11 protein-coding genes are annotated in these 22,825 nt (G+C 47.6%); 9 read left to right on the forward strand and 2 right to left on the reverse strand.

Annotated elements, in window-relative coordinates; all coding sequences use genetic code 11:
- The first annotated feature begins 736 nt into the window (after positions 1-736).
- From QGP82_RS07545 to QGP82_RS07570, 6 genes are all read left to right on the forward strand, one after another.
- The gene (locus QGP82_RS07545; RefSeq protein WP_163703077.1) at positions 737-2,272 is read left to right on the forward strand and encodes a DUF11 domain-containing protein; all 1,536 of its coding nucleotides are present in this window, start codon (positions 737-739) and stop codon (positions 2,270-2,272) included.
- The gene (locus QGP82_RS07550; RefSeq protein ID WP_499058156.1) at positions 2,272-6,432 is read left to right on the forward strand and encodes a TonB-dependent receptor; all 4,161 of its coding nucleotides are present in this window, start codon (positions 2,272-2,274) and stop codon (positions 6,430-6,432) included. Before QGP82_RS07545 ends, QGP82_RS07550 begins: the two co-directional genes overlap by 1 nt.
- 140 nt (positions 6,433-6,572) lie before the next feature.
- Positions 6,573-8,690, forward strand: a complete 2,118-nt coding sequence (locus tag QGP82_RS07555; protein ID WP_499058158.1) for an OmpA family protein — start codon at positions 6,573-6,575, stop codon at positions 8,688-8,690.
- 141 nt (positions 8,691-8,831) lie between these two features.
- Positions 8,832-10,991, forward strand: coding sequence for a hypothetical protein (locus QGP82_RS07560; protein ID WP_499058160.1), 2,160 nt, complete (start codon positions 8,832-8,834; stop codon positions 10,989-10,991).
- Between the two features lie 12 nt (positions 10,992-11,003).
- The gene (locus tag QGP82_RS07565; protein ID WP_163663906.1) at positions 11,004-11,609 is read left to right on the forward strand and encodes a transposase; all 606 of its coding nucleotides are present in this window, start codon (positions 11,004-11,006) and stop codon (positions 11,607-11,609) included.
- Positions 11,610-11,732: 123 nt separating this feature from the next.
- On the forward strand, positions 11,733-13,184 hold the full coding sequence (locus QGP82_RS07570; RefSeq protein ID WP_163663905.1) for a hypothetical protein: 1,452 nt from the start codon (positions 11,733-11,735) through the stop codon (positions 13,182-13,184).
- A 22-nt stretch (positions 13,185-13,206) separates the two neighbouring features.
- Here QGP82_RS07570 and QGP82_RS07575 read toward each other — a convergent pair whose 3' ends face one another.
- Positions 13,207-14,817 (reverse strand): AAA-like domain-containing protein, encoded by a 1,611-nt coding sequence (locus QGP82_RS07575; RefSeq protein ID WP_163663904.1) that lies wholly within the window; start codon positions 14,815-14,817, stop codon positions 13,207-13,209.
- A gap of 30 nt (positions 14,818-14,847) precedes the next feature.
- Positions 14,848-15,129, reverse strand: coding sequence for a PIN domain-containing protein (locus QGP82_RS07580; RefSeq protein WP_163663901.1), 282 nt, complete (start codon positions 15,127-15,129; stop codon positions 14,848-14,850).
- Positions 15,130-15,279: 150 nt separating this feature from the next.
- On the opposite strand from QGP82_RS07580, the gene QGP82_RS07585 reads away from it, so the two are divergent.
- The 3 genes from QGP82_RS07585 (at position 15,280) to QGP82_RS07595 (ending at position 22,594) form a co-directional block, all read left to right on the forward strand.
- Positions 15,280-16,869: a hypothetical protein gene (locus tag QGP82_RS07585; RefSeq protein ID WP_499058163.1), complete on the forward strand. Its 1,590-nt coding sequence runs from the start codon at positions 15,280-15,282 to the stop codon at positions 16,867-16,869.
- Positions 16,870-17,355: 486 nt separating this feature from the next.
- The gene (locus QGP82_RS07590) at positions 17,356-22,083 is read left to right on the forward strand and encodes a hypothetical protein (protein ID WP_163663897.1); all 4,728 of its coding nucleotides are present in this window, start codon (positions 17,356-17,358) and stop codon (positions 22,081-22,083) included.
- Between the two features lie 187 nt (positions 22,084-22,270).
- Positions 22,271-22,594, forward strand: coding sequence for a hypothetical protein (locus QGP82_RS07595; RefSeq protein ID WP_163663895.1), 324 nt, complete (start codon positions 22,271-22,273; stop codon positions 22,592-22,594).
- Positions 22,595-22,825 lie beyond the last annotated feature (231 nt).

Genomic DNA, 22,825 nt, shown 5'->3' on the forward strand with positions numbered 1-22,825 from the left:
AACTTGAGGAGGAGAGTTGAGAACTCTCCTCCTACAAAATCTTTCATTCCAGAACGATTCTTCTACATCGAGCAATACTCTCATTATTACAGGAGAATCAATTAGGGATTCTATTGCTACCCATATCTCTCTGAAGAACTTATTAACAGTTTTACCTTTGACGATTAACCCCTGAGGTCAAAGGAATCTCTGCCATTCAGTTACTCTCAGAAGATAGACTGCACATCTTAGACATTGAGCAAGGTATTCTTCCTAGCAGGATAGGTGAGTACTTGGTTTCTGATACCAAATCCAAATTCAGTAAACCCAGTTAAAAATGGACAATTTCGTAGAGGTCATTCCTTGTGATTGCTCTGCGAGATCGGGGACAAGTAACCAGGATTTTGTAAATTCCTTAAACCCGATTCAAGATAGACCATTTTTTATGGGCTGTGCCTTGTGTAGTTCAGCTGAGCCCTTCGACTTGAGCCCAGGTCGAAAGCTCACGTCATGGCACAGTCTGGGATATCGGGGTCTAACAGCCAAGATTTCTATGACATGTTCAGCCAGCTAGTCCTTTCCTAAAAGTGTCTGACAAGATTGCAAACATGCATGAAGGGCATAAGCCCTTAAAAATTGTCGTGCTTACTCTATAAATCTTGTTGCGATCGCATCAGTGCTCCCTGGCAAATTTGCACCAAGTAACAACTGCAATTACCGCTAGTTCTTTAAATATTCATCAGGTTTGAGGCTAAAAATGAAGTTATCCCAACCACCTAAACCCAAACCAGGTGCTTGGCGCAACTGGATGCATCGAATGATAGCTGTCTTATTGGCAGGCAGCTTTGGTCAGGCACCATTTATTGCGATCGCAAGAGCTGCTGAAATCAATAACCGAGCTGCTTTTAGTTATAGAGATGCTGAGCGCAACATCTCTCTTGGTGGCACATCTGCAGAGATTGTTGTTGAAACTGCAAGTTTGATCGATCCACTGGGGCAAATTTTAGGCTGCAACGGAGAATTGCTGCCCAACTATGACGGCTTCTCCGTTGCTCTATATGAGCCCGATGCTAGTGGTTTAGAGTTAGGTCCCATTGTTCCACTCACGGGTACAGAGGTTCCCGACATTGAAGACAATGGAATTCCGGGTGGTAAAGCTCCCAACATAGAGAACAGCAATCCGTTTTTCTTAACCAATGCCGATGCCGGACAATATAACTTCTTATTTGATCCACAGACCCCCTTACAAAGTCCGATCAATACAGGGTTAACCCAAACCAGTACGGATGCTGTATACATTTTAGTGGTCAATCCACCAGCAGATTCTGTTTTCCCTCAGCGTCGCATCAAGTTAGAACTTGTTACCAGCACCGGTGGTGTTAACAACTCGATTATTCGCTATGTAGCGACCGCCTTAGATGGTATTCCCATCGGGACTAGTGGCGGCAGCCAAGTTAGCGAAACTGTTGTGGAAATCTTTAATGCTGAGACCCAAGGGTTAAACTTATTCTCCCTGGCCCTTGGCATGGTGATGTGTGATCCCAACCAAGTTAGCATTACAAAAACAGCTGATCGAGCAGCAGCACAACCAGGCGATACCGTTGTTTATCGATTAGAATTGCGCAATCTAACCGATATTGAGCTCGAATCTATTACCGTTGAGGATATTCTTCCCCAAGGATTTCAACTCATTCCGGAGTCCGTTACAGGCGTACTTAACGAACAAACTGTTGCTCTGGATGCTCAAGCCTCGGGTTCTGAAATCATCTTTACAACCACCACACCTTTACCAGTGGATGCAAGCATGAGCGTTCTCTACGCTGTTCGCGTTACCCCCGATGCGTTGCGTGGTGATGGCGAAAACTCCGCATCCGTCTCCGCTGAACGTAGTGACAATCAATTCTTTGTGCAAGATGGTCCCAGCATTCATCGCCTCGTCATTGACCCAGGTATTCTCACAGATTGTGCCACATTAATTGGTCGCGTCTTTGTTGATAAAAACTTTGATGGTGAACAGCAGCCAGGTGAGGCCGGTATCCCCAATGCCGTAGTCTTCTTAGATGATGGCAACCGGATTGTTACCGACGCCGATGGTTTGTACTCCGTAGAGTGTATGTTACCAGGTACTCGCAGTGGAGTTCTAGACTTAACAAGTTTACCCGGTTATACCCTGGCCCCCAACCTTTACTTTAACGAACGCAACAGCCAGTCTCGGATGGTGAATATTGCTCCCGGTGGCATGGTTCGCATGAACTTTGGCGTCACGCCCACGTTCCAGGAGGAAGCTAAATAATGTCATTAACTCGCCACCCTAAAGTTTATTATTGGAGCGTTTTAGCTAGCTCAGTTGCCTTATCAGCAGTATCAATTGATAGTTGGGCCTATGCCTCCCAGGATATACCTGAGCCTGTTTCACCTAATTCATCTTATGAAGCTATTCCTAGCAGTTTTACGGCTATCTCTCTCCATGGAGATATGCCAAACACAGCAGGTTCTGAAACATTTTTAGAGCCAAAGTTCTCATCCTCCAAAACAGGTCCTGATCTGCTCGGACTATCTCTTCGCAGTACAGCTATAGAAAGCGGTGACACAGCCACATTAGTCTTTCCATCATTAACCTCGGGCATTCCTCAGTTTTCTAACTTATCCTCCCCTGAGATCTCGCCTACAGTGCTGGCTGATAACCAGGGGTCAGATGACCAGGAATCAGACGAGCAATCAGCAGAGTCACCAACGCAGTCGGTGGTAGAGGCCCAAAACATAAACATTGAATCTCCTCCATCCCTAACCCCAATTAGGCCACAATTCTCAACCTCACCTTCCGTTGAAGCGAAACCATCTTTTACGGAGACACCTGAGACCGTTGAACCTGAGCTATTTTCTCCAACGCCCCCTGAAACAAATGTGACTGTATCAGAACAATCGGCGGATATAGAAGATCTGCTTGGACCTAGCCCAGATCTATCCCAAGCTGTTTCTAGCGATCAGATTGAAATCTTAAATCCAACGGTGGGCAGCGTTGTAGATGTCCCTGCAATCACAGTTATTGTTCGCTTTCCAGCCACGGCTGATATTCAGTTACAGGTAAATGCTCAGGCAGTTAGCAACGATCTCATTGGTCGGACAGAGTCTAACCCCACTACAGGTCTAGTCACCCAGACCTGGTATGGTGTTGCCCTGGCAGAGGGTAACAATACGATCACAGTAGTGCATCCTAGTGATGGGAGCATATTACAGTCGACTGATGTAGAGGTCAGAGGTGCTCCGGTAGAGATGACGCTTCGCTCTCGGGAGTCTCAGATTCCAGCCGATGGGCGATCGACGGCTACACTACAAGGTCGCTTAATTGACAGCCATGGCAATGTCTCTCACTGGGATGCAATTGTTACTCTTGAATCGACTGATGGTGAATTTGTCGGTGTAGACCATGCCCCGGATCAGCCAGGGTTCCAGGTAGAAGCCAAAGGTGGACGCTTTTCAGCAGAGTTACAATCATCGCTGGAATCCCATATGGTCCAACTACAAGCCACCACCAATGGTCTGGAAGCCTTTAACCAGGTGCAGTTTATCACTCCCCAACGCCCCAGTATTGCCACCGGTATTGTTGACCTGAGATGGGGGGCACGGGGTACTAACTTCCACAGCAGTCTGCGAGATTTCTTGCCCCCAGATGGAGATAACGACTACAGCCTCGATCTAGACGCTTCTCTCTTTACCATGGGGAACCTGGGTGAATGGTTGTTGACGGGGGCCTTTAATAGCGATCGACCTTTGAATGAAGATTGTCGTGGAGAAACAGCTCTTTTCCGTCAAAGTTCAGGCAGCTGTAGTAATCTTTACCCTGTCTACGGTGATGACTCCACACTGGATGTTACCACCCCTTCCACCGACAATTTGTACCTGCGTTTAGAACGAACATCACCGGTCGAAGGTGCAACTGCTGACTACATTATGTGGGGGGACTACAACACCGAAGAGTTTGCTAACTCATCCCAGCTATTTACCTCTACCTCCCGACAGCTCCATGGTTTTAAGCTGAACTATAACCTGGGTGATCTGGCCATTACCGGTCTGTATGGCGACAATGTTGAAGGATTCCAACGCGATACGATTGCTCCAGATGGCACCAGTGGTCTTTATTTCCTCTCACGGCGGCTAGTCATTTCCGGTAGTGAACAAGTCTATATCGAAACCGAAGAACTCGATCGACCTGGTACCATTGTCGATCGAGAGCGGCTCTATCGCAACACAGATTATGATATCGACTATGATCGCGGCACTCTGTTATTTGACGATCCAGTCACCCAAACGGCAATTGGTGAATTTGGTACAGTGTTGTTACGCCGCATTGTGGTCACCTATCAGTTTGAAGGGGACGACACAGATACTAATATTCTGGCTGGGCGACTACAGTACAATTTTGATCGTACACTCAATCAAGAATCCTGGTTCGGCGCATCCTATCTGCGAGAAAACCAGGGAAATCGAGACTTTACCTTATTTGGTGCCGATGCCCAGTTCTCCCTGGGAGAAAGCAGTCGTCTGGTGGCGGAGATTGCCCATTCAGAAAGTGATTTTGACCTGTCTGGTCCCATTAGTGGTTCCGCCTATCGCGTCGAGTTAGATGGCACAGTGGGTGACTGGTTAAATGGTCGGGCCTATTGGCGTTCTACTGATTCAGGCTTTACCAACGCTGCCACCACTAGCTTTGTGCCCGGACAAACCCGATACGGTGCCCAAGCTAATTTCAAAGTCAGCAGCGATACGACGATTCGTGCCCAGTTTGACCATGAGGATAACGATGGGGTAGCACCACGACCATTAATCAATCTCGAAGATTTGTTAGAACCAGGCCAAGACCCGGTACCCGGCAGACGGGTGGATAACTCACTCACCACTTATTCATTAGGTCTGGCACAGCGGCTAGGCAATAGCAATCTGGAGTTTGATTGGATTCATCGCGATCGCACCGACCGCACTAACCCCGATCGCTTAAGCGCTAGTTCCGATCAACTGCGTACCCGACTAACCACCCATTTAACCGATAAGTTAACACTGCGTGCCCAAAATGAGCTGAATCTCTCCTCCGATAGCGATCCGCTTTACCCAAGTCGCACCTATTTTGGTCTCGATTGGGAAGTGATGCCTGGCATTAATTTGGGATTGGGACAAATCTTTTATGGTGACAATGGCTTTAGCGATCGCGACTCCTACACCATTGTTGATCTCTCTGGAGAACATGCCTTGGGCCAAGACACCACACTGCGAGGACGCTTTAGCAGCATCGATGGACAACACCTGGGTGGAGCTGTCGGAATTGAGCATGGCTTTAATCTAGCCCCTGGTTTACGGCTTGATTTAGGCTACGAACGCACGTTTAATAGCATCTTCGGTGGAACAGCCGCAGGGTCTCAATTTAGTCAGCCCTTTGCTGTAGGTACAGGTGGCTCATCCCTCGGCACCATCAATGCTAATACTTATAGTGTTGGACTATCCTATACAGACAACCCAGACCTACAAGCCAGCGCCCGCTTTGAGCACCGTGACTCTTCCCAGGGCACCAATACCGTTCTCAATGCCTCAGCTGTAGGACGATTAACACCAGCCGTCAGCGCTCTGTTCAATTATCAACTGAATAGAGCTGCAAACCAGCACATCAGCGACATTGGCACCACTAGCAACCTGAAACTGGGTTTAGCGTATCGTGACCCTAACGACGACCGATTTAATGCCTTACTCCGTTACGAGCATCGCATCAACCCCAACACGTTACCCACTAACGCTCTATTTGGTCGCAGCATTGATACCTCTGAACATTTATTCTCAGCAGAAGCCCTCTATACCCCCAACTGGCGTTGGGAACTCTACGGCAAATATGCCTTCCGCACAACCCAGACCCGAATTAATCTACCAGCAGATGTGGGCGGTGACTTTGTTTCTAACAACAACTTACACTTAGCTCAGATGAGGGCGACGTATCGGTTAGGGTACAGCTGGGATATTAGTGGTGAAGCCCGATGGTTTGGTGGTCTTGGAGACTACAGTGAGATTGGCTATGCCCTCGAAGCAGGTTATTATCCCACACCTGATATGCGCATCTATGGAGGCTACAGTGGTGGCGGTGCCTACGATGACGACTTTGGTGTAAATCGCACAGCCAGTGGTTTTTATATAGGTGTGTCAGCCAAGATTAATAGCCTATTCGATGGCTTTGGCTTGCAAGACATTGCCCCAGAACAACAACAGGAATCTGCCTTGGAATCTGAGGAACCGATTATCTTCTTTGAAGATACCACCGACATCATCTTTCCAGGTGAACAGGCAGTAGAGGAAGCATCTTTCGAGGCCCCTGAATCCATGGAGGAGCCAACGGAGGAAGACGTATCTGAGGCTTCACCTGATAATAGCGAAACAGATACAGGGCAGCTCTCTATTGATGGGCAAGCGCTATGAAACTGAGTGCTGTAATTCCTCAATACGCAGGCCAATATCTTCTTCTCTCCTGGGAGGGAATTAAATGGAACACCCTAATCAATACTTAGGCCTAAATCATCTTCTATTTTCTCTTCTTTAATGCTTCGGATGCCAGAGCCATGACCTATCAAAAATCTATTCGTACCTTAGCCACTGCTCTTCTGTTAACAACAGTGACAGCAACTACTGCCGTTGCTGAAACTTCAGTCGCATTTGATTTTCCTACGGTACAGGCTACGGTTAATAGCTCTCAGGATGGGCCAATGACTCCCGATGAGCAGCTGACGTTGCGAGAAGCGATCGCAATTACCAACGGCACCCTCAACTTAGCCGATCTCAGTGCCGCAGAACAGCAACAAGTAACCCCTAGCTCTGGCAATTCCGTCATTGCCTTTGATTTACCCGCAGATAACACGACTATTGAACTACAGTCACTGTTACCAGTTTTAGCTCAGCCTGACCTAGTCATTGATGGCACCACCCAGCCTGGTTACGATGCCACCAAATCAGCCACAGCAGAAATTTTAGTGGCAATCCCAATGGTGGAGATTACCCCGGCTGACAATACTGAGGTTTTTCGAGGCTTAACTATCGTTGCAGACGATGTCACCATTCGTGGCCTCAGTTTGTATGGATTTACCTCACAGCACAGGGCTACCGAATCTACTCCACCGGCTGATATTTTTATTGCCCATGAGCTGCCCCCACCGGATATTAGTCAGCAGCATATCCCGGCGAATAATTTCTCGTTCCATGATGAGAATTATCCGCCCCAGGGTATTGTCATTGAGCAAAACTGGATTGGTATTCCTACGGATAATACGGTACCTGAACAACCCTCTGCCTTTGGGGTATCCGTATTTAACAGTCAGGGGGTGAAACTGCGCCATAATCGTATTTCCTACCACGATGGCAGTGGAGTGATTACAGGGGCTCGGGCTGAGAACTTAGAAGTTGTTGAAAACCTGATTGTCAACAATGGTTTAGCGGGTATGCCCGATGCCATTCGCCTAGAAGGTCACATTGATAATAGTCTCATTAGTGGCAACTTGATGTGTGGCAATGACGGTAGTGGTATATTCCTGTTTAAACCCCAGGGTGCCGTAGAGATTAGCAACAACGACATTCGCTTTAATGGTCAACGCCTGAGAAGGGCGGCTATTTACCTGATGGGTAATGATCACCGGGTGGTGGATAATCAAATCGCGAACCAAAAAGGACCTGGTGTGGTGGTTACTGCCTTCAGCCAAGGGGGCACTACCCACAGCCAGCGTAATGTGATCGAGAACAATCGTTTTGAAAATCTGGAAGGTTTGAGTATTGACCTCAATACCCGTCGTAATCGAGGTGTGCAAGACTTTCAGCGGGGAGATGGCCCCAACCCACTACGAGATTCCAATCAGCGGCGGCGAGATACGGGTAATAGTGCTATCAATCCTCCCCAGTTTGATAGTCCTGAGTTCTTTGTCATTGATGGTCAGGTGGTGATCCAGGGTAAAGCCGATATTGGTTCCACGGTACAGCTCTATCTCACCCGAGGTAATACAGGCGAATATGGTCCTCTGACAACACCATTGGCGACGTTCAGTGTAGATGAGGCGGGAACATTTAGCTATCCCTCAGCGGACCTACAACCTGGCGATGTGATCAGCGGTATTTCCACTGATCCTAACTACGGTACCTCTGAGCCTGCCCTCAACACCACAGTCGTTGCCCTAGGCGAAACCAATCCAACTCGCCCCAACCGTATGGGATCAGTGACTGCGAAGAGTGTTGAATGCACGACTGCACCAGCTCCTCCGGCACCACCTGCCCCCCCCGCACCTGAACCCGAAATCATCCGCCTCCAAGTTCCTCGCAATGTTCACTATGGTCTTGACGAAGACTCCATCAACCCGAATAGCGCGGTAATTTTAGACCAAATTGCTGAGGTAATGCAGCAATACCCATCGATAGTTGTTGATTTGCACGGGCATACTGATTCTCGGGCAAGCGTGGCCTATAACCAGGACCTGGCTCGACGTCGGGCAAATAATGCACGACGATATCTGATGCAAAAAGGAATTGCCCCTGAACGGATGACGATTCGGTCCTTTGGAGAGACTGAACTTTTAGTGGAGGAAATTGACCGGGTGAACTATGCACGCAATCGCCGGGTAGAGTTTGTGTTCAGCGATGTCCGAGGTGTGGAAATTACCTTTGTGGATCAAGAGAATGATCTGCAAATAGAGCAGTAGTTCGCCTAAAGGCAGCATTGTACTTAGGCTACTGGCTGTGAACAACTCAAGCATTAATTATTTACTGGTCCTAACAACTCTGAACTTGTTATTCCAGGATGACGCTATGCGTCTAGGATATACCGAGGAGATTTTTAGCTAATGTCACATTCTGTTCTTAAATATTTATCCCCAAGCACTTCGGTTAAATTAACCGCTAGTTTATTTCTCCTCATGGTCGGTATTCCTACCAAGGCCCTTGCTAATCCCTCGTATCCTAATTTTGACCAGCGCTACAATACTGAACTATCTGGCAATATTGAAGCGATTGGTAATGCGTCAGTGATTTGCGATCGCAACAACGCCTCCTGTGCAGATGGTCTTGCCAACGGAACAAGAGGCAATAATAATGGCGGCTTAGCCATGCAGATGCTGGATATCGATAGTGATGGCTCCACCTTTAACTCCAGTGCAGCAGAATTAAATATTCCTGCCGGGGCAAATGTGCAGTTTGCAGCTCTTTATTGGGGGGGCAGTCTGGAAGGATTTGGCACAACTCCAGCTCCTAACCTGACTGGATTTAACCAAGTGTCACTGCAAATTCCGGGCAGCGGTACCTATCAAACAATTACTGCTGACGATCAAAACGACCGTACTGACTTTGGTTCCTGGCATACCTACGGAGCTTTCGCAGACATTACAACTCTAGTTCAAGGGGCAGGTAATGGCACCTATACTGTCGCAAACGTTCAATCTAATACGGGTGCAGGATTTACCTATCCCAATGCAGGTTGGTCGATTGTAGTGGTCTATGAAGATTCGACTCAACCAATTCGTAATATCTCTATCTTCGATGGCCACGATGTGGTTCGTAACAGTCTTAAAACATTTAACTTAACTGGTATCCGAACTCCACCTACTACAGGGTTTGATGTTTTCATGGGGGCCATTGCTAACGATGGAGAAGTGGACCAACCAGATGATTTCCTGCATATCAACAATAACAATATTACGGATAGCCTGAACCCAGCCAATAACTTCTTCAATGGCACAATTTCTAAATTTGGTAACCATGTGACTAGCCGAACCCCCAATGACCCCTACAACATGGTCATTGATATTGACTATTTAGATCTAACTATCTGGAACCAAACGAATAACGTAATCCCTACCAATGCCACAAGTATTGACCTGACCTTAGAAAGTCAAGGAGATGGTATCTGGCCTCTCGCCTATTTCTTTGCTGTAGAGGTGTTTGAGCCCAATTTGGTCACCCAGTTTGAGAAAACAACTCCCTCAACAACCTACACCACAGGCGATACGATGCCTTACACCATTTCGGTAACCAACACGGGGAATGACAATTCTACAAATACGGTGATTACGGACGCGATCCCGACGGGAACTACTTTTGTGCCGGGGTCTTTGAAAATTAATGGTGTAACAAAAACTGATGGTTCCGGGGATGACGAAGCGGAATTTGATGGCAGTAATGTGATCTTTCGTGTGGGGACGGGGGCTAATGCATCCCAGGGGGGGCAGGTCAATATTAATGACTCGGTGACAATGACCTTTGATGTGACAGTGACAGCGACAGCAGGGGAATTGGTCTGTAACCAGGCGAGCATTGATTATACCGGAGCGACCAGTGGAAATACGGGTTCGGGGGTATCGGATGATCCGAATACGTCAGCGGTGGATGATTGTACTGAGATTACGACGACAGCAGTATCAACTAATCCAGATGTTGTTCTGGTTAAACGCATCACTGCCATTAATGGGCTCACCACCAATCCTAATGACAGTCATGACCTCACCCAGATTGTTAATGATGGTGTTGCTAACTCTGCCGATGACGAAAGCAATTGGCCAGCGGGTTATCTAGTGGGTGAATTGGATGCAGGCCTAGTAAAGCCCGGTGATGAGATTGAATACACCGTCTATTTCCTCAATGCGGGAGATAGTGCAGCGGAAGACGTGAGAATCTGTGACTGGATTCAGCCGAATCAGAGTTTTGTAACTGGCCAGTATGGCGGCAACGATATTGAGCTAGTGATTGGCGGCACCACCTACAATCTCACTGACGATAGTGATACGGCCACCGACCGGGGAGAGGTGACCACGGTGGGCAGTCTGCCTGCGACACCCACCTGTAATCTCTCTTCGTTTAGTACTACCGCTAGCGATGAAGTAGTCGTGGTGGATATTACGGGAACAACGGGTGATCCGACCGGGTTGACCACATTCCCGAATACCACTGGACAAGGGACTCCCACCAATGCCTATGGGTATTTCCGGTTTACCACCAAGGTAGATGAATAGGAGATCCTGGTGATGTTAACGATGGCTTATCGCAACAGATTTAAGGGTACCTCCATGCGTTTACCGCAGAGGGACTATAGACGAGCAGGTGGTTATTTTTTGACCCTATGCACCAAAAAACGGGAGTGTTTTTTCGGTGATGTAGTGGATGGTGTTATGGAATTTTCAGCTATTGGTCATATGGCAAAACGGTGTTGGCAAGAGATTCCTGACCATTGTGAGAATGTGCGAATTGATGAATACGTAGTGATGCCCAATCACCTCCACGGAATTTTGATAATTGAACGTCGTTTGGATAATCCTCTTGTAGAGACCTTCCATGGAAGGTCTCTACAAGAGGGGTCGTCGTTGTCCCAGAAGATGTCCGCGATTTCCCCAAAACGAGGTTCCTTAGGTGCCATCGTACGGTCCTATAAATCTTCGGTAACGCGATGGTGTCGCCAAAATGGGTATTCTCGGTTTGCATGGCAATCTCGGTTCTACGAACACATCATTCGTGCCGACAGATCAATTGATTATATTCGGCGATATATCGTCAAAAATCCGAGCAATTGGGGACGCGATCGCAATCATCCCCGCAAATTATTGCCCCCAATAAAATCTCCCCCAATAACGTAATCCGCCCCAACGATCCCTTTGTAGAGACCTTCCATGGAAGGTCTCTACAAAGGGATCGAGGACGATTATCCGTATTACAAAAAATTCCAATTTTCAGTATTACACAAAATTTGGTTATTGAAAATGTCTAACCGTCGCCTTTCACCCAATCAATCAAAACCAAACCGCCGTCAGTTAACCAATCGGGCACGGACTATTATCGCCGCCATATTGTTGTCGGGAGGCGTATTGTCACCGGGGATGATGGCCTGGGCCAATAGTCCTGCCCCAGGGACCATTATTCGGAACCAGGCGACAGGTAGTTTTGTTGATCCGAGTGATAGTAGCACCCAGACCATTATCTCCAATGAAGTACAGGTGGAAGTGGCTGAGGTAGCAGGTATCACTGTGGTCAGCAATGGTTATAACGAACCCACTGACGGCACCGTCAATGAAGGCGATACGGTATATGTAGACTTTGTAATCACCAATGTGGGTAACGATCCTACCCAGTTTGTACTTCCGGGCTCTGCTTCAGTGACCAATGGCACCCAAGCAGGAGATATTCAAATTATTGAGTACGATGCCGATGGGATAGGGGCAGGGGCTGCGGTTGATCTGACGGGCAACAATATTACGGTGCCCGGTGGGGGTGAGACCACTGGTAATTTGTTAAGTGGTGTGGCCAGTGCCAACAATGGCTCTATTCCAGCAGGGGCCAGCATTACAGTACGGGTACCGGTAACGGCAGGGACTGCAGGCAATGATTTAACGGTCACCCTGGGGGATACAGCGGCGACAGATGGTCAGAATGAGGCCTATGTGGCAGGGTCAAATGATGTCTACACCCAGGATAATTCGGGCACGGATAATGGGGACACAACAGGTGCACCGATTAATGGAGAAAGAGAAGCTGAGGATAGTTTAACGGTCGAGATCACAGCCGCACTTGATCCCAATGTGCTTTTGGTGAAAAGGATTACCGCCCTTAATGGGGGAACCACTACCACCGAAGGTGATGACATAGCTCAATACCTGGATGAAGCCAGTAACCCCTATGATGACAACGACATTACGGTTGCAGATCCGGTCAATCCTGGAGATCCACCAAAAGATACAGATCAGTGGCCGGATATCACAAACAATCTACTAGGCGGTATCAATGGCGGTAACGTCATGCCCAACGACGAAATCGAATACACCATCTACTTCCTCTCTTCCGGAGACACCACCGCAGAAAACGTTCTCTTCTGCGACTATATTCCCACATTTACCACCTTTATCCCCAACGCCTACACTGGCAACAACCCCCAAGCCACCGGCGGCATCGGCGGAGCCGACCTCAGCATCGAACTCTTCCGCAATGGCACCACCGACTACCACACCGGAGCCAACGACGGCGATAGTGCTACTTACTTTGCCCCCGGCGTTGACCCCGCCAACAGCTTTCCCGACATCGACTGCGACGGCGACGGCAATGGTAGCAATGCCAACCCCAACGGTGCCGTTGTTGTTAACCTGGGTGATTTACCTGACGCTACCACCAACGCCACCGGAGCCTACGGCCATGTGAAATTTAGAGCCCGAGTGAAGTAACCCCACCATGATGAATATTTTCTTACATGCCCCATAGGTAAATTGTTCTTTCCTGGTACAATTCAACCCGTTCAAAAATCTTATCGTCCCAGCTCACCTGAGAATCGCGATTAAAACAAATCAAATGGGCTTCTGCTGCTCCAGATTTATCCGCATAGTCAGCCGTTTGCGCTAAACCATTAGCCACAGTGGCCTCCAAAGACCGGTATAAAATCTTAAGCTCCAACACCACTCGCTGCACTGGCCCGAGAAACCCCTGCTCCTGAGCCAAGGGCCATTCAATTAACAAATCGGTACGTTTACGTCCCAGACCATATTCTCTTGTCAGTCTGCCACCCCCATTAAGAATACGTTGTAAAAACGCTTGCAACAGGAGTTGAGGACCGGCCTCTTTATAATCAAATCGTTCGATCCAGACTTCACTATTCTCCCGAAAAAACTGTTGGAATGCTCTCAGTAGCTTAGGCATATCCAGTCGTTTATCACTCTGGATATACCAATTGGGTTCCTGTTGAATCGTATATTGACTAGTCCAAATTAATTCCCTAGGGATAATCTCCTGATAGATAGGGTTAGCAATCTGCCAGGTAGGTCGACGATGAATCAATCCTAAATCTTCAATATATTGGGTATCATCCGTAGGAAACTCATCCACCTGCACTTCTCCAGCCAGTATCTGGGCAATTACCCGATGGACTCGGGGCTCTTTGAGTTTATCAGTGAGCTGGTCCAGGTGGGTGTCACGCCGTTGAATCAGACTTTCTCGGGCAGTTTTCATAAGTTCCAGGGTGATGGGTTGGGTGCGCTTTTTACCGTCCCCTTTAAAGCAAACCTGATAAGCCAGGGCATTTACCAACCAGGGTTGCCCCTGGGTCTGCTGCCATATGTAAGTTAGTGCTTCTGGCGTAAACACCTGCTTCGTCAGATCCGTGTGCTGCTGGAGCAATGCCTGCACCTCAGACTCAATAAAATGACCTAATCGCAGGGATTCTGCCTTAATATTAAATGCACTGCCCCCGGTAATAATGTCCTGTCCTGTGGTTTGAATGCGATAGTCCCGCACATCCCGTACCCCACAGAGAATAATTGATAGAGGAAAATTCTGAGGTCGTTGGGTATAGCCTGCTCGCAACTGACGCAACAGGGCAACCAGCGTATCCCCCACCAGTGCATCCACTTCATCCAAAAATAGAACAATGGGTTGGTCCGTTTGAGTAGCCCATTGGGATAATAGGCTACGCAGCATATCATCGGCTGGTGCCGATTGCTTGAGCATTGCCTGTCGCCAGTCATGCAATCGAGCATCTTGCTGATAAAGCTGAGCCATTGATGCCAGGGTATAGACAACGGTGTCAATGCCACGAAAAACATCATTTCTAGCGGTTTGGGCCGTCTCAATATTGGCATAAACCGCCTGGTAGCGCCCCTCAGCATTGAGATACTCCATCAGGGCCAGCAAACAGGAGGTTTTCCCTGTCTGCCGGGGTGCATGCAGCACAAAATATTTTCCCTGGGCAATCAGCTGGAGAATGTCATCCATAGCCCAACGGGTCAACGGATCGATCAGATAGTGCCAATCAGCCCGCACCGGACCCGCCGTATTAAAGAATCGATCTGTGAATACCGGTGCCATAACCTGCCAAAGGAAACGTCCGCTCCTCTATCATGAAGCAACTTGAAGCGGATTACGCCATCGACAGCCAGAGGATCTCGCAAAATCAGTATCTATTGTACAACCTTCCAGACAATGCCCTATCGCTAAAGCCGCTAAATGGGCATCTGGAAACAGGTTGGCATTTATATGGGCATCTTGCAGCAAGCCCCTTAAAACAGTGGAATATTGATCGGTGGATAACGGAATCCAGATATTAGGTAGAGCCAACCCTTCTTCCACCTGAGCCCAGGCATCATCAATTCCTAAAGACAGGGATATCAACTTTCTCATCACATGAGAAAACTATGGGTGGGCACCTTAATGAGAGCACTGGGATAACCAGGCACATTTTGTCAGGGTTGCGCACAAATGAAATGTCAGTTACTCAGTTGGGGCCTCAAACATGCCCTAATTGTCATAATATTGTTATCTCATGGAGCATTGATTGATCGTTCAGCTCGGGCAGATGCTCCAGCACCTGGCACTGCGCTTAAAAACGAAGCCACAGGGAGCTTTATTAACCCAGTTAACAACTCACAAGAGACACGGACAAGTTCATCTGTCATGGTGACCACCGACTCAGACGGCTGCACCATCGGTAGCGGTACATCTGACCCTAGCATTATCCCTTATATCAGCGGTGAGGTCAGACGCAATGTCATTGCCACCCGCGATTTAGTAGACATCTTGGACGATGATTGGCGAACTGCGGTTGGTCAACCAACCGATCCTGCGTTAGAAAACTGGTTTGGAACCGCTAGTGTTCCTCAGGGTAGCGTTAACAATTTTAGCTATCACGATCCTGTCATCGACAATATAGTCAATGTCTCTGTTGAGTTGGTACAGATTCCCATAGGGGAGACTGCATGTGCTGGAGAGCCTACGATTGCAGGCTCAAGTCCTACCCTCAGCAGTAGTAGTTCTTTGCAAGGTTCAGCACCCCGTCCGACCAGCCTTTATGAAAGTAATGACCAACCTCGATTTTGGAATGAGACTCACGCCGGCGCTTTGAGTGATCTCAAACGCAATACCGTTCTCCTATCATTTGACCAACCAGTTAGCTCGTTTGGCTTCTGGGTAGGAGACTTAGAAACTCGCACTGATGGCAACGGAACACCAGCAATTTTAAGGCTTCTGGATGCCTCGAATAACCGCATTGGCAATGATATTGAAATTGCGCCAAATTCTCTCTATGACAGTAACGAACCCGACCCAGAACTGGTTGTTCAAAGCCTGTGTGGCGGCACAGCCAATAACGAACCAGGCTGTGGCAACCAATCAACTCGCTGGATTGGCTTTGTTGATAATGGTGAGATCGAACGTATACAAAAAGTCATGCTCATTGTCGGCGATGATGACAGTACAGCAGGCAACAACAATGCCGATAGCGAACACCTTAGTTTTATCGGTGCTAATGTTTTCAGACCGCCTGAAGTACTCGTCGTCAAACGGATTACGGCTATCAATGGCAACCGCACGGTTAACTTAAACGACAACACGCCTCTCAACACTGAAGTCAATGACAATATCGCTAATTCCGCTGATGATAACAGGAACTGGCCTACAGATTATCTGATTGGTGAGATTAATGCAGGCTTAGTAAAGCCCGGCGATGAGATTGAATATACAATATATTTTATCAATACTGGGGGCAGGGAGGCTATGGATGTAAGGCTCTGCGACTGGATACAGCCTAACCAGAATTTTGTTACTGGTCTGTATGGAGCTTCTGCGCCCAACCTATATGATGGAAAAGACATTGCGCTTGATATTGGTGGTAGCACCTACCAGTTAACCGCTACGAACGATGTAACTGATAGGGCAGAATTAACAACTGTAGGTAGCTTGTCTACAAATCCTACTTGTAATCTATCTGACGACACTGCTCTCAACGATAATGTATTGGTGTTGGATGTTACTGGAACAATCGGTGAACCCACTGGGTTAACTACATTGCCTGGTATATCTGGACAAGATTTGCCTAGCAACGCTTTTGGTTTCTTTCGATTTACGACCCAAGTAGTTGAATAGCCGAGCCAGTAGAATTAACGTTTTTTTATCTAACGCTTGATTGCACATTATTTGTCAACAGCAAAAGCTCTTAATACAAAGTTCCGGCATAATACAAGTTCGTAACCTTGACAAAAAATACGCATGGTTACTGAGAGAATCAAAGTTTTTTTGTGTACCCTAGCGTTATTAGATGAGATCACTTTAAAGCCACACGAATTGGAATAGTTACAACAACTTTTCTGGGTAAAACATCTCAATTCGTGTGAAGTTATTCCATTAGCAGATGGACTTTGATTATTCTCCATAGGAGAAGAGTTAGCTTACTGCATATGCCGTTCCTGATCAGGTCAGTCATCTACCATGCAAATTCCATTCCTATCTCTAAATTCCTTGGGGATTCATCATCATTTCGCAAAGAAAGAAAACAGTTGTCCTAACTCTAGAAAAAGCCACTATTTTTTGTCTTCTCGTAATTACTTGTTAGCCACATTGGGGCTTGCAAGTATGATGGGTGGAATATTTGCAACGACAGCAACAGCAGAGGTGACAACATTTGGAGTAAGTGTTAGAAGTGATGGTACTGCAAACTTCTCGGGACCTGATCCAACCTACCCTGGCTTTAGTAATGCGGGGAATGATGCTAATGATGAGAATGGGATTGTGCGGACCTATGATACTGTCACCTATCGGGTTAACTATGCCACCGATACTCAGCCCAATGGCAGTACGACGATCACAGTCACCATTGGCGATGATTATCATTTGTGGGAAGAGAACCAAAGTTCATGTCTTGGGAGTGTGTCGGTTAGTAGCGATCGCAAAACCCTCACCTGTACTGAACCCCTACCCACCTCAACCACCGGCTTCTTTGACTTTACAGCCGCTGTTTTAGGCACAGCCCCCCATGGTGCAGATCTGGAAGTAAACGCTAATCTCACCTCTAGTGCCGGTAATCTCTCAGCAGGCCCTACCCAGGTGAAAGTTTCAGCCACACCACAAATGGACCTGGCGAAGGATGACTCCGGCGCTCCTCGTCGAGTCGGTACATTAACCGAGGGGCCTGGAGGCGAAGAAGGGGTGCTTTATGTCTGGCCCCTGTCAATTATTGCTCCAAAAGGGAGCGAGGTCTTGGGTGATGACGATCCGAGTACCCCAGGCAATCAAATGATTATCACTGATGTGGTGAGTGGCATTTCCCCCAATGCCCGTTTATATACTTGGGGTGGACGATCGGGCTGTGCCCCCAATACCAAAGACAACAGTATTGCCGGATCTTGGATCAGAGAACTCCCATTGGGCTCCCTAAGTATTGCCGGGGCAGGACAAGAGACAAATGCTGTCACAGATTCTGGTACCTGGAGCTGTAGTCAAAGCGGTGCAGGCAACGACATTACTATCACCATTACCGATGCCGACTTGTCTGGTCAACATCGTCCTACCCTAAATGCCAATGGAGGTACCCTCAATGTTCATGACACTCATCTAGTCGCCGGAGTTGTAGAGATTTGGATACCTACGAGTGATTTTCCAGCCGGGGGAAATCAGCTCACAGTTACAAACTATTATGACTTTCTCGATACCCCAAGTGTTACCAATCAGTCCAATATAGAACCGGACCAAGGAGGGAATGTCACCGTTCCCATCAGTAACAGTGATGATGTAAACAATGATCGAACATTTGCGTTGCAGCAGCCCCAGTCAGGGCGTAGCCAGGACAAATATTATCGTACTCCCTACAGCGGTGGTAATTTCAATAACAACAGCGTGTTGTATCCTATGACAGACATTGAATCCGGCGATGGTGTCGTGCTCCCAGGTGAGAGCGTTGGTAGTTATTTCACTATTAGGAACACGGGTGTTGGCGATTTAACCAATGTTATGCTGTGCGACAAGTTTGATAACCGTACCCAAATTTTGGCCCCTAATCCCACCAGTGGTCAATATGTGGAATTCCGCACGGGAGGTCAACGGCTGACAGAGTCAGATGTGATTATTGAGTATGGTGTAGGAGGCGACACTGCAACAGATAGCTATTATGGGGGTGAAACAGCGGCGATTGGAGACGTGACTCGGTTTGAGGCTCAGCGCAACGCCACCTGCAATGATGGTGATGCCACCTGGTATAGCGAAGCTAACCTGGCCAGCAATCCTGGTTTGATTCCTCAAGTCACCCGAGTACGGATTCGGCCTAGCGGAGTGGATGGTGTTCTGCCAGAAGGCTTCCGTATAGACGCTGTGCTTCACCTGCAGGTTCTTAATATTGATCCAGTGACGGGGATACAAATCCCCGATCCGACAATTCTTGCTAATTTTGTTACCTCTCGGGTAGATGAACTCAAGAGTGGCAATTGGGATGTCGGGTCTTATAACCCCGTTGACCATAGCGGTAATGATGACGGTGATCGCCTGCAGCTCACCCGTGCGATCGTCCGAATTGATAAAAGCACCGATGATCCAACTAATGGAACGGAAGCAGATGACTCCGTTAATACCGTTAAGGCAACTGAGAATATTACCTTTGCCCTAGAGACCACCCTCACAGCATTAACCAGCGATGTCTCTGAGGCTGAGATTGTGGTGACCGATACCTTGCCCACAGAACTCAGCTACGTTACCGGATCTGCCAATATTACCCCTGACAGCGTGATCGCGAATGGAGATGGAACTACGACTCTGAGCTGGAGCTTAGGCGATTACTCTCCCAATGTGCCGATTCCGACGATCACCTTCGAAGCTAAGGCGGGGTTTGATATTGTCGGTGGCACCAGTATTGCCAACCAAGCATCTGTTGCTGCTCTAGATGATACTGGTTCGGACCTTGACTCCTCTCCTTTAGAATCGCGTACCGATATCCGTTCGGTTACTATCGTCAACAATGCAGCATTTACCATTTTCAAAGAGGCGGTCACACCAGAAATAGAGCCAGGAGAAGATATTGTTTATGATCTGTATCTGGCCAATCTCAGTGAAGATATTGATGTAACAGCAGGCTCTGAATTCATCGATATCCTTCCCTATGAGGGCGATGGCTCTATTCGAGATGCGTTTGATGGTGTGGGTACCCCGCCCACAGATTATACAGCCACGCCTATCTTTAAAACTATTCAGGATGTAGATAATGCGGGTTTTACCTTCCAATTCACCAACGATAGTCCCAACAATATCAGTGATAACCCAGCGACTCAAAATGGCAGTACAGTCTGGTGTACTCCTGCTGATATTACTAGTGGAGCAGGAGGTTGTCCTGCGGCCGATTATTCTGATGTCACGGCAGTTTTGATCACAGCACCCGCTATGAATGCCGGGGATCCGACGCGGCGGCTGCGACTAACGATGTCATCTACGGGTAGTCTCGGCGGTGACATTTATACCAATAATTTCAAGGGAACTCCTGACCATCCTAGTTTAGGCTTTATTCCATCTGTCGATGCTACGGTGAGAACTCGTGCTAGCACATTTTCTGGTCCCACCTTTGCCTGCGACACTTCCGCCTATTCCATCATCAACAGTCCATCCGAATTCGGTATCTTTGACCCAACCACCCTGAGCTTTAACTCAATTAATACCGCTACGTCCCCAAACTTTGATCCTCCCATCGAAGTCAATGGTTTAGCCTATAACATTTTGGATAACTACCTCTATGGTGTTGTCATCAATACTCTAGGTGAGTCCAGTTTCCAACCGCGCGAGATTGTGCGCATCAGCGCCGATGGCACCCTTGAAGGGTTAGGTCGAGCCACCTTAGTGAGCGATCCGTCTACCGAACTGAATACCCCCGCCTGGTTTAGTGGCACCATGGATGGCCGTGGTAATTACTACAACATGGTAGATGGCAACACACTGCGAGTTGTTGCGATTGGTGACACTCCTACCGATGGTAGCCTCACCTACCAAACTTTTGCTATTACAGGGCTACCCAATGATCCCGATGACCTTAATTTCAATCCTGTTGATGGTCAGTTATACGGCATCACCCAGGGAAATCTCTATCGTATTCCACCAACAGGAGGAGCTGCAACCGTTGTTACAACGACAGGTGACCCCGTACCCTTTAATTCAGGAGGGTCTTGGGCCACCAGCAGCGGCATCAGCTACTTTTATCGCAATGTGGCTGGTGGTGATAATGCCCTCTTTGCCATTGATTTGACCCGGTCGCCCGCTGTTGTCCACCGGGTGGGACCAGTGTTTACCAATGATAAATTTGATGCCACTTCCTGTACTCCACCCGCCCTCACCAAAAATGTTGAACCTGAAATTGCATTTCCCGGTGATACGGTCACCTATACCTACGTGTTATACAACGGGTATGGTAGCGACATTTTTATTGATTTTGAGGATGTCCTCACGGACCCCAACATTACCTTTGATACCAACAGTCTGAGTGTTGCATCCCCTGGTGGTGGCACCGTCACCACATTTAATGACACTGCACTGAGCATCAGCAGCATTAACATCCCTAACGGTGTGGATAACATTACCAACAGTGTCACTTTCACAGTAAATGCTGTTGTTGATAACAATGCTCCAGTGGGCAACATTGATAACCAGGCATCCCTCTCCTTCGGTGCACAAACCTTCCCTAGCGACGACCCGGACTCACCCCCCATTGATGATCCGACCACGTTTACGGTCGTGTCGAGTAACGCTGATGTAGTATTGGTGAAACGGATTACGGCCATCAATGGCGATCGCACCAAAAATCCTAACGACAATACCACCCTCAATGGGATAGTCAACGATAATGTTACAAATTCGGCTGATGACATGAGTAACTGGCCAAATGGTTATCTGCTAGGTGAACTTGATGCAGGATTGGTCAACCCTGGTGACGAGATTGAATACACAGTGTATTTCCTCAACGCAGGTGGCACTACAGCCGAAACCGTGAGAATCTGTGACTGGATTCAGCCGAATCAGAGTTTTGTTACTGGACTTTATGGTGGCAACGACATTGAGCTAGTTATCGGCAGCACCACCTACAATCTCACTGATGATAGCGATGCCACAACTGTTGATCGAGGCGAGGTGACCACAGTGGGCAATCTACCTGCGGTACCGACATGTAATCTCTCTGGGTTTAGCACATCCGCCACCGATGAAGTGGTGGTGGTCGATATCACTGGCACAACCGGTAATCCAACCGGATTGGCCACATTACCTAACACCACCGGGCAAGGGACACCCACCAATGCCTATGGCTATTTTCGGTTTACCACCAAGGTGGATGAATAAGCAATCCGATTTTTACCAATGACATCGTTGTAGGGACATTCCGTGGAGTGCCCCTACAACACAAATCAGTATTGTCCTGACATTGCAGAGTTGCTACAATAACAAGCCATATTCTCAAGGAGTTTCACCGAAGTCAAACTAGCAACTATACAGGCATCATAGGGTCTGAAAGGAAGAATAGCTATCTATGTCTTTGTTGCCACCATATCTAGCAAACCTTAGCCAGACACCTGCAAAGCAGGCAGTTCCCTCTTTGATTATATACAGCGGCATTTTGGTCTGTGGGGCACCTGTGTTAGCCAACAGCAACGACAAGCCAATGATTCTGATTGAGAGTCAGGCAGTGGGAAGTTTCATAGAAAACGTTGATAATGATGTGCAGCAGATTGAATCTAATATAGTTGATGGTGTGGAGTTAGAAGATGTTGCAACAAACAACTCAACGTCTTCAGAGCGTACTAACTTAAACCATAATCAGACAAGAGATACATCAAGAGAAACTGTTCAATAGATATAGCGGTTTCCAGTTGAGATGAATACATTTTGTGATGTAAGTAAGTACTGACAAGTATAAGATCATGGCTTTGGAGCTTGATGGGTCATACTAGTAAAATCACGTATTTAGTACTATCTTAAATTCAAGTTTATAGACAAAAATAAAGAATAGGCTGATTAGATTCATATGAAGGACTTTGAGCCCCAAAATGCTTAAATATCAAAGCATTTTGATTAAATCTCTTCT

Origin of the sequence: Leptothoe sp. LEGE 181152 (assembly GCF_032906605.1) — a bacterium.
GTDB lineage: Bacteria > Cyanobacteriota > Cyanobacteriia > Phormidesmidales > Phormidesmidaceae > Leptothoe > Leptothoe turfae.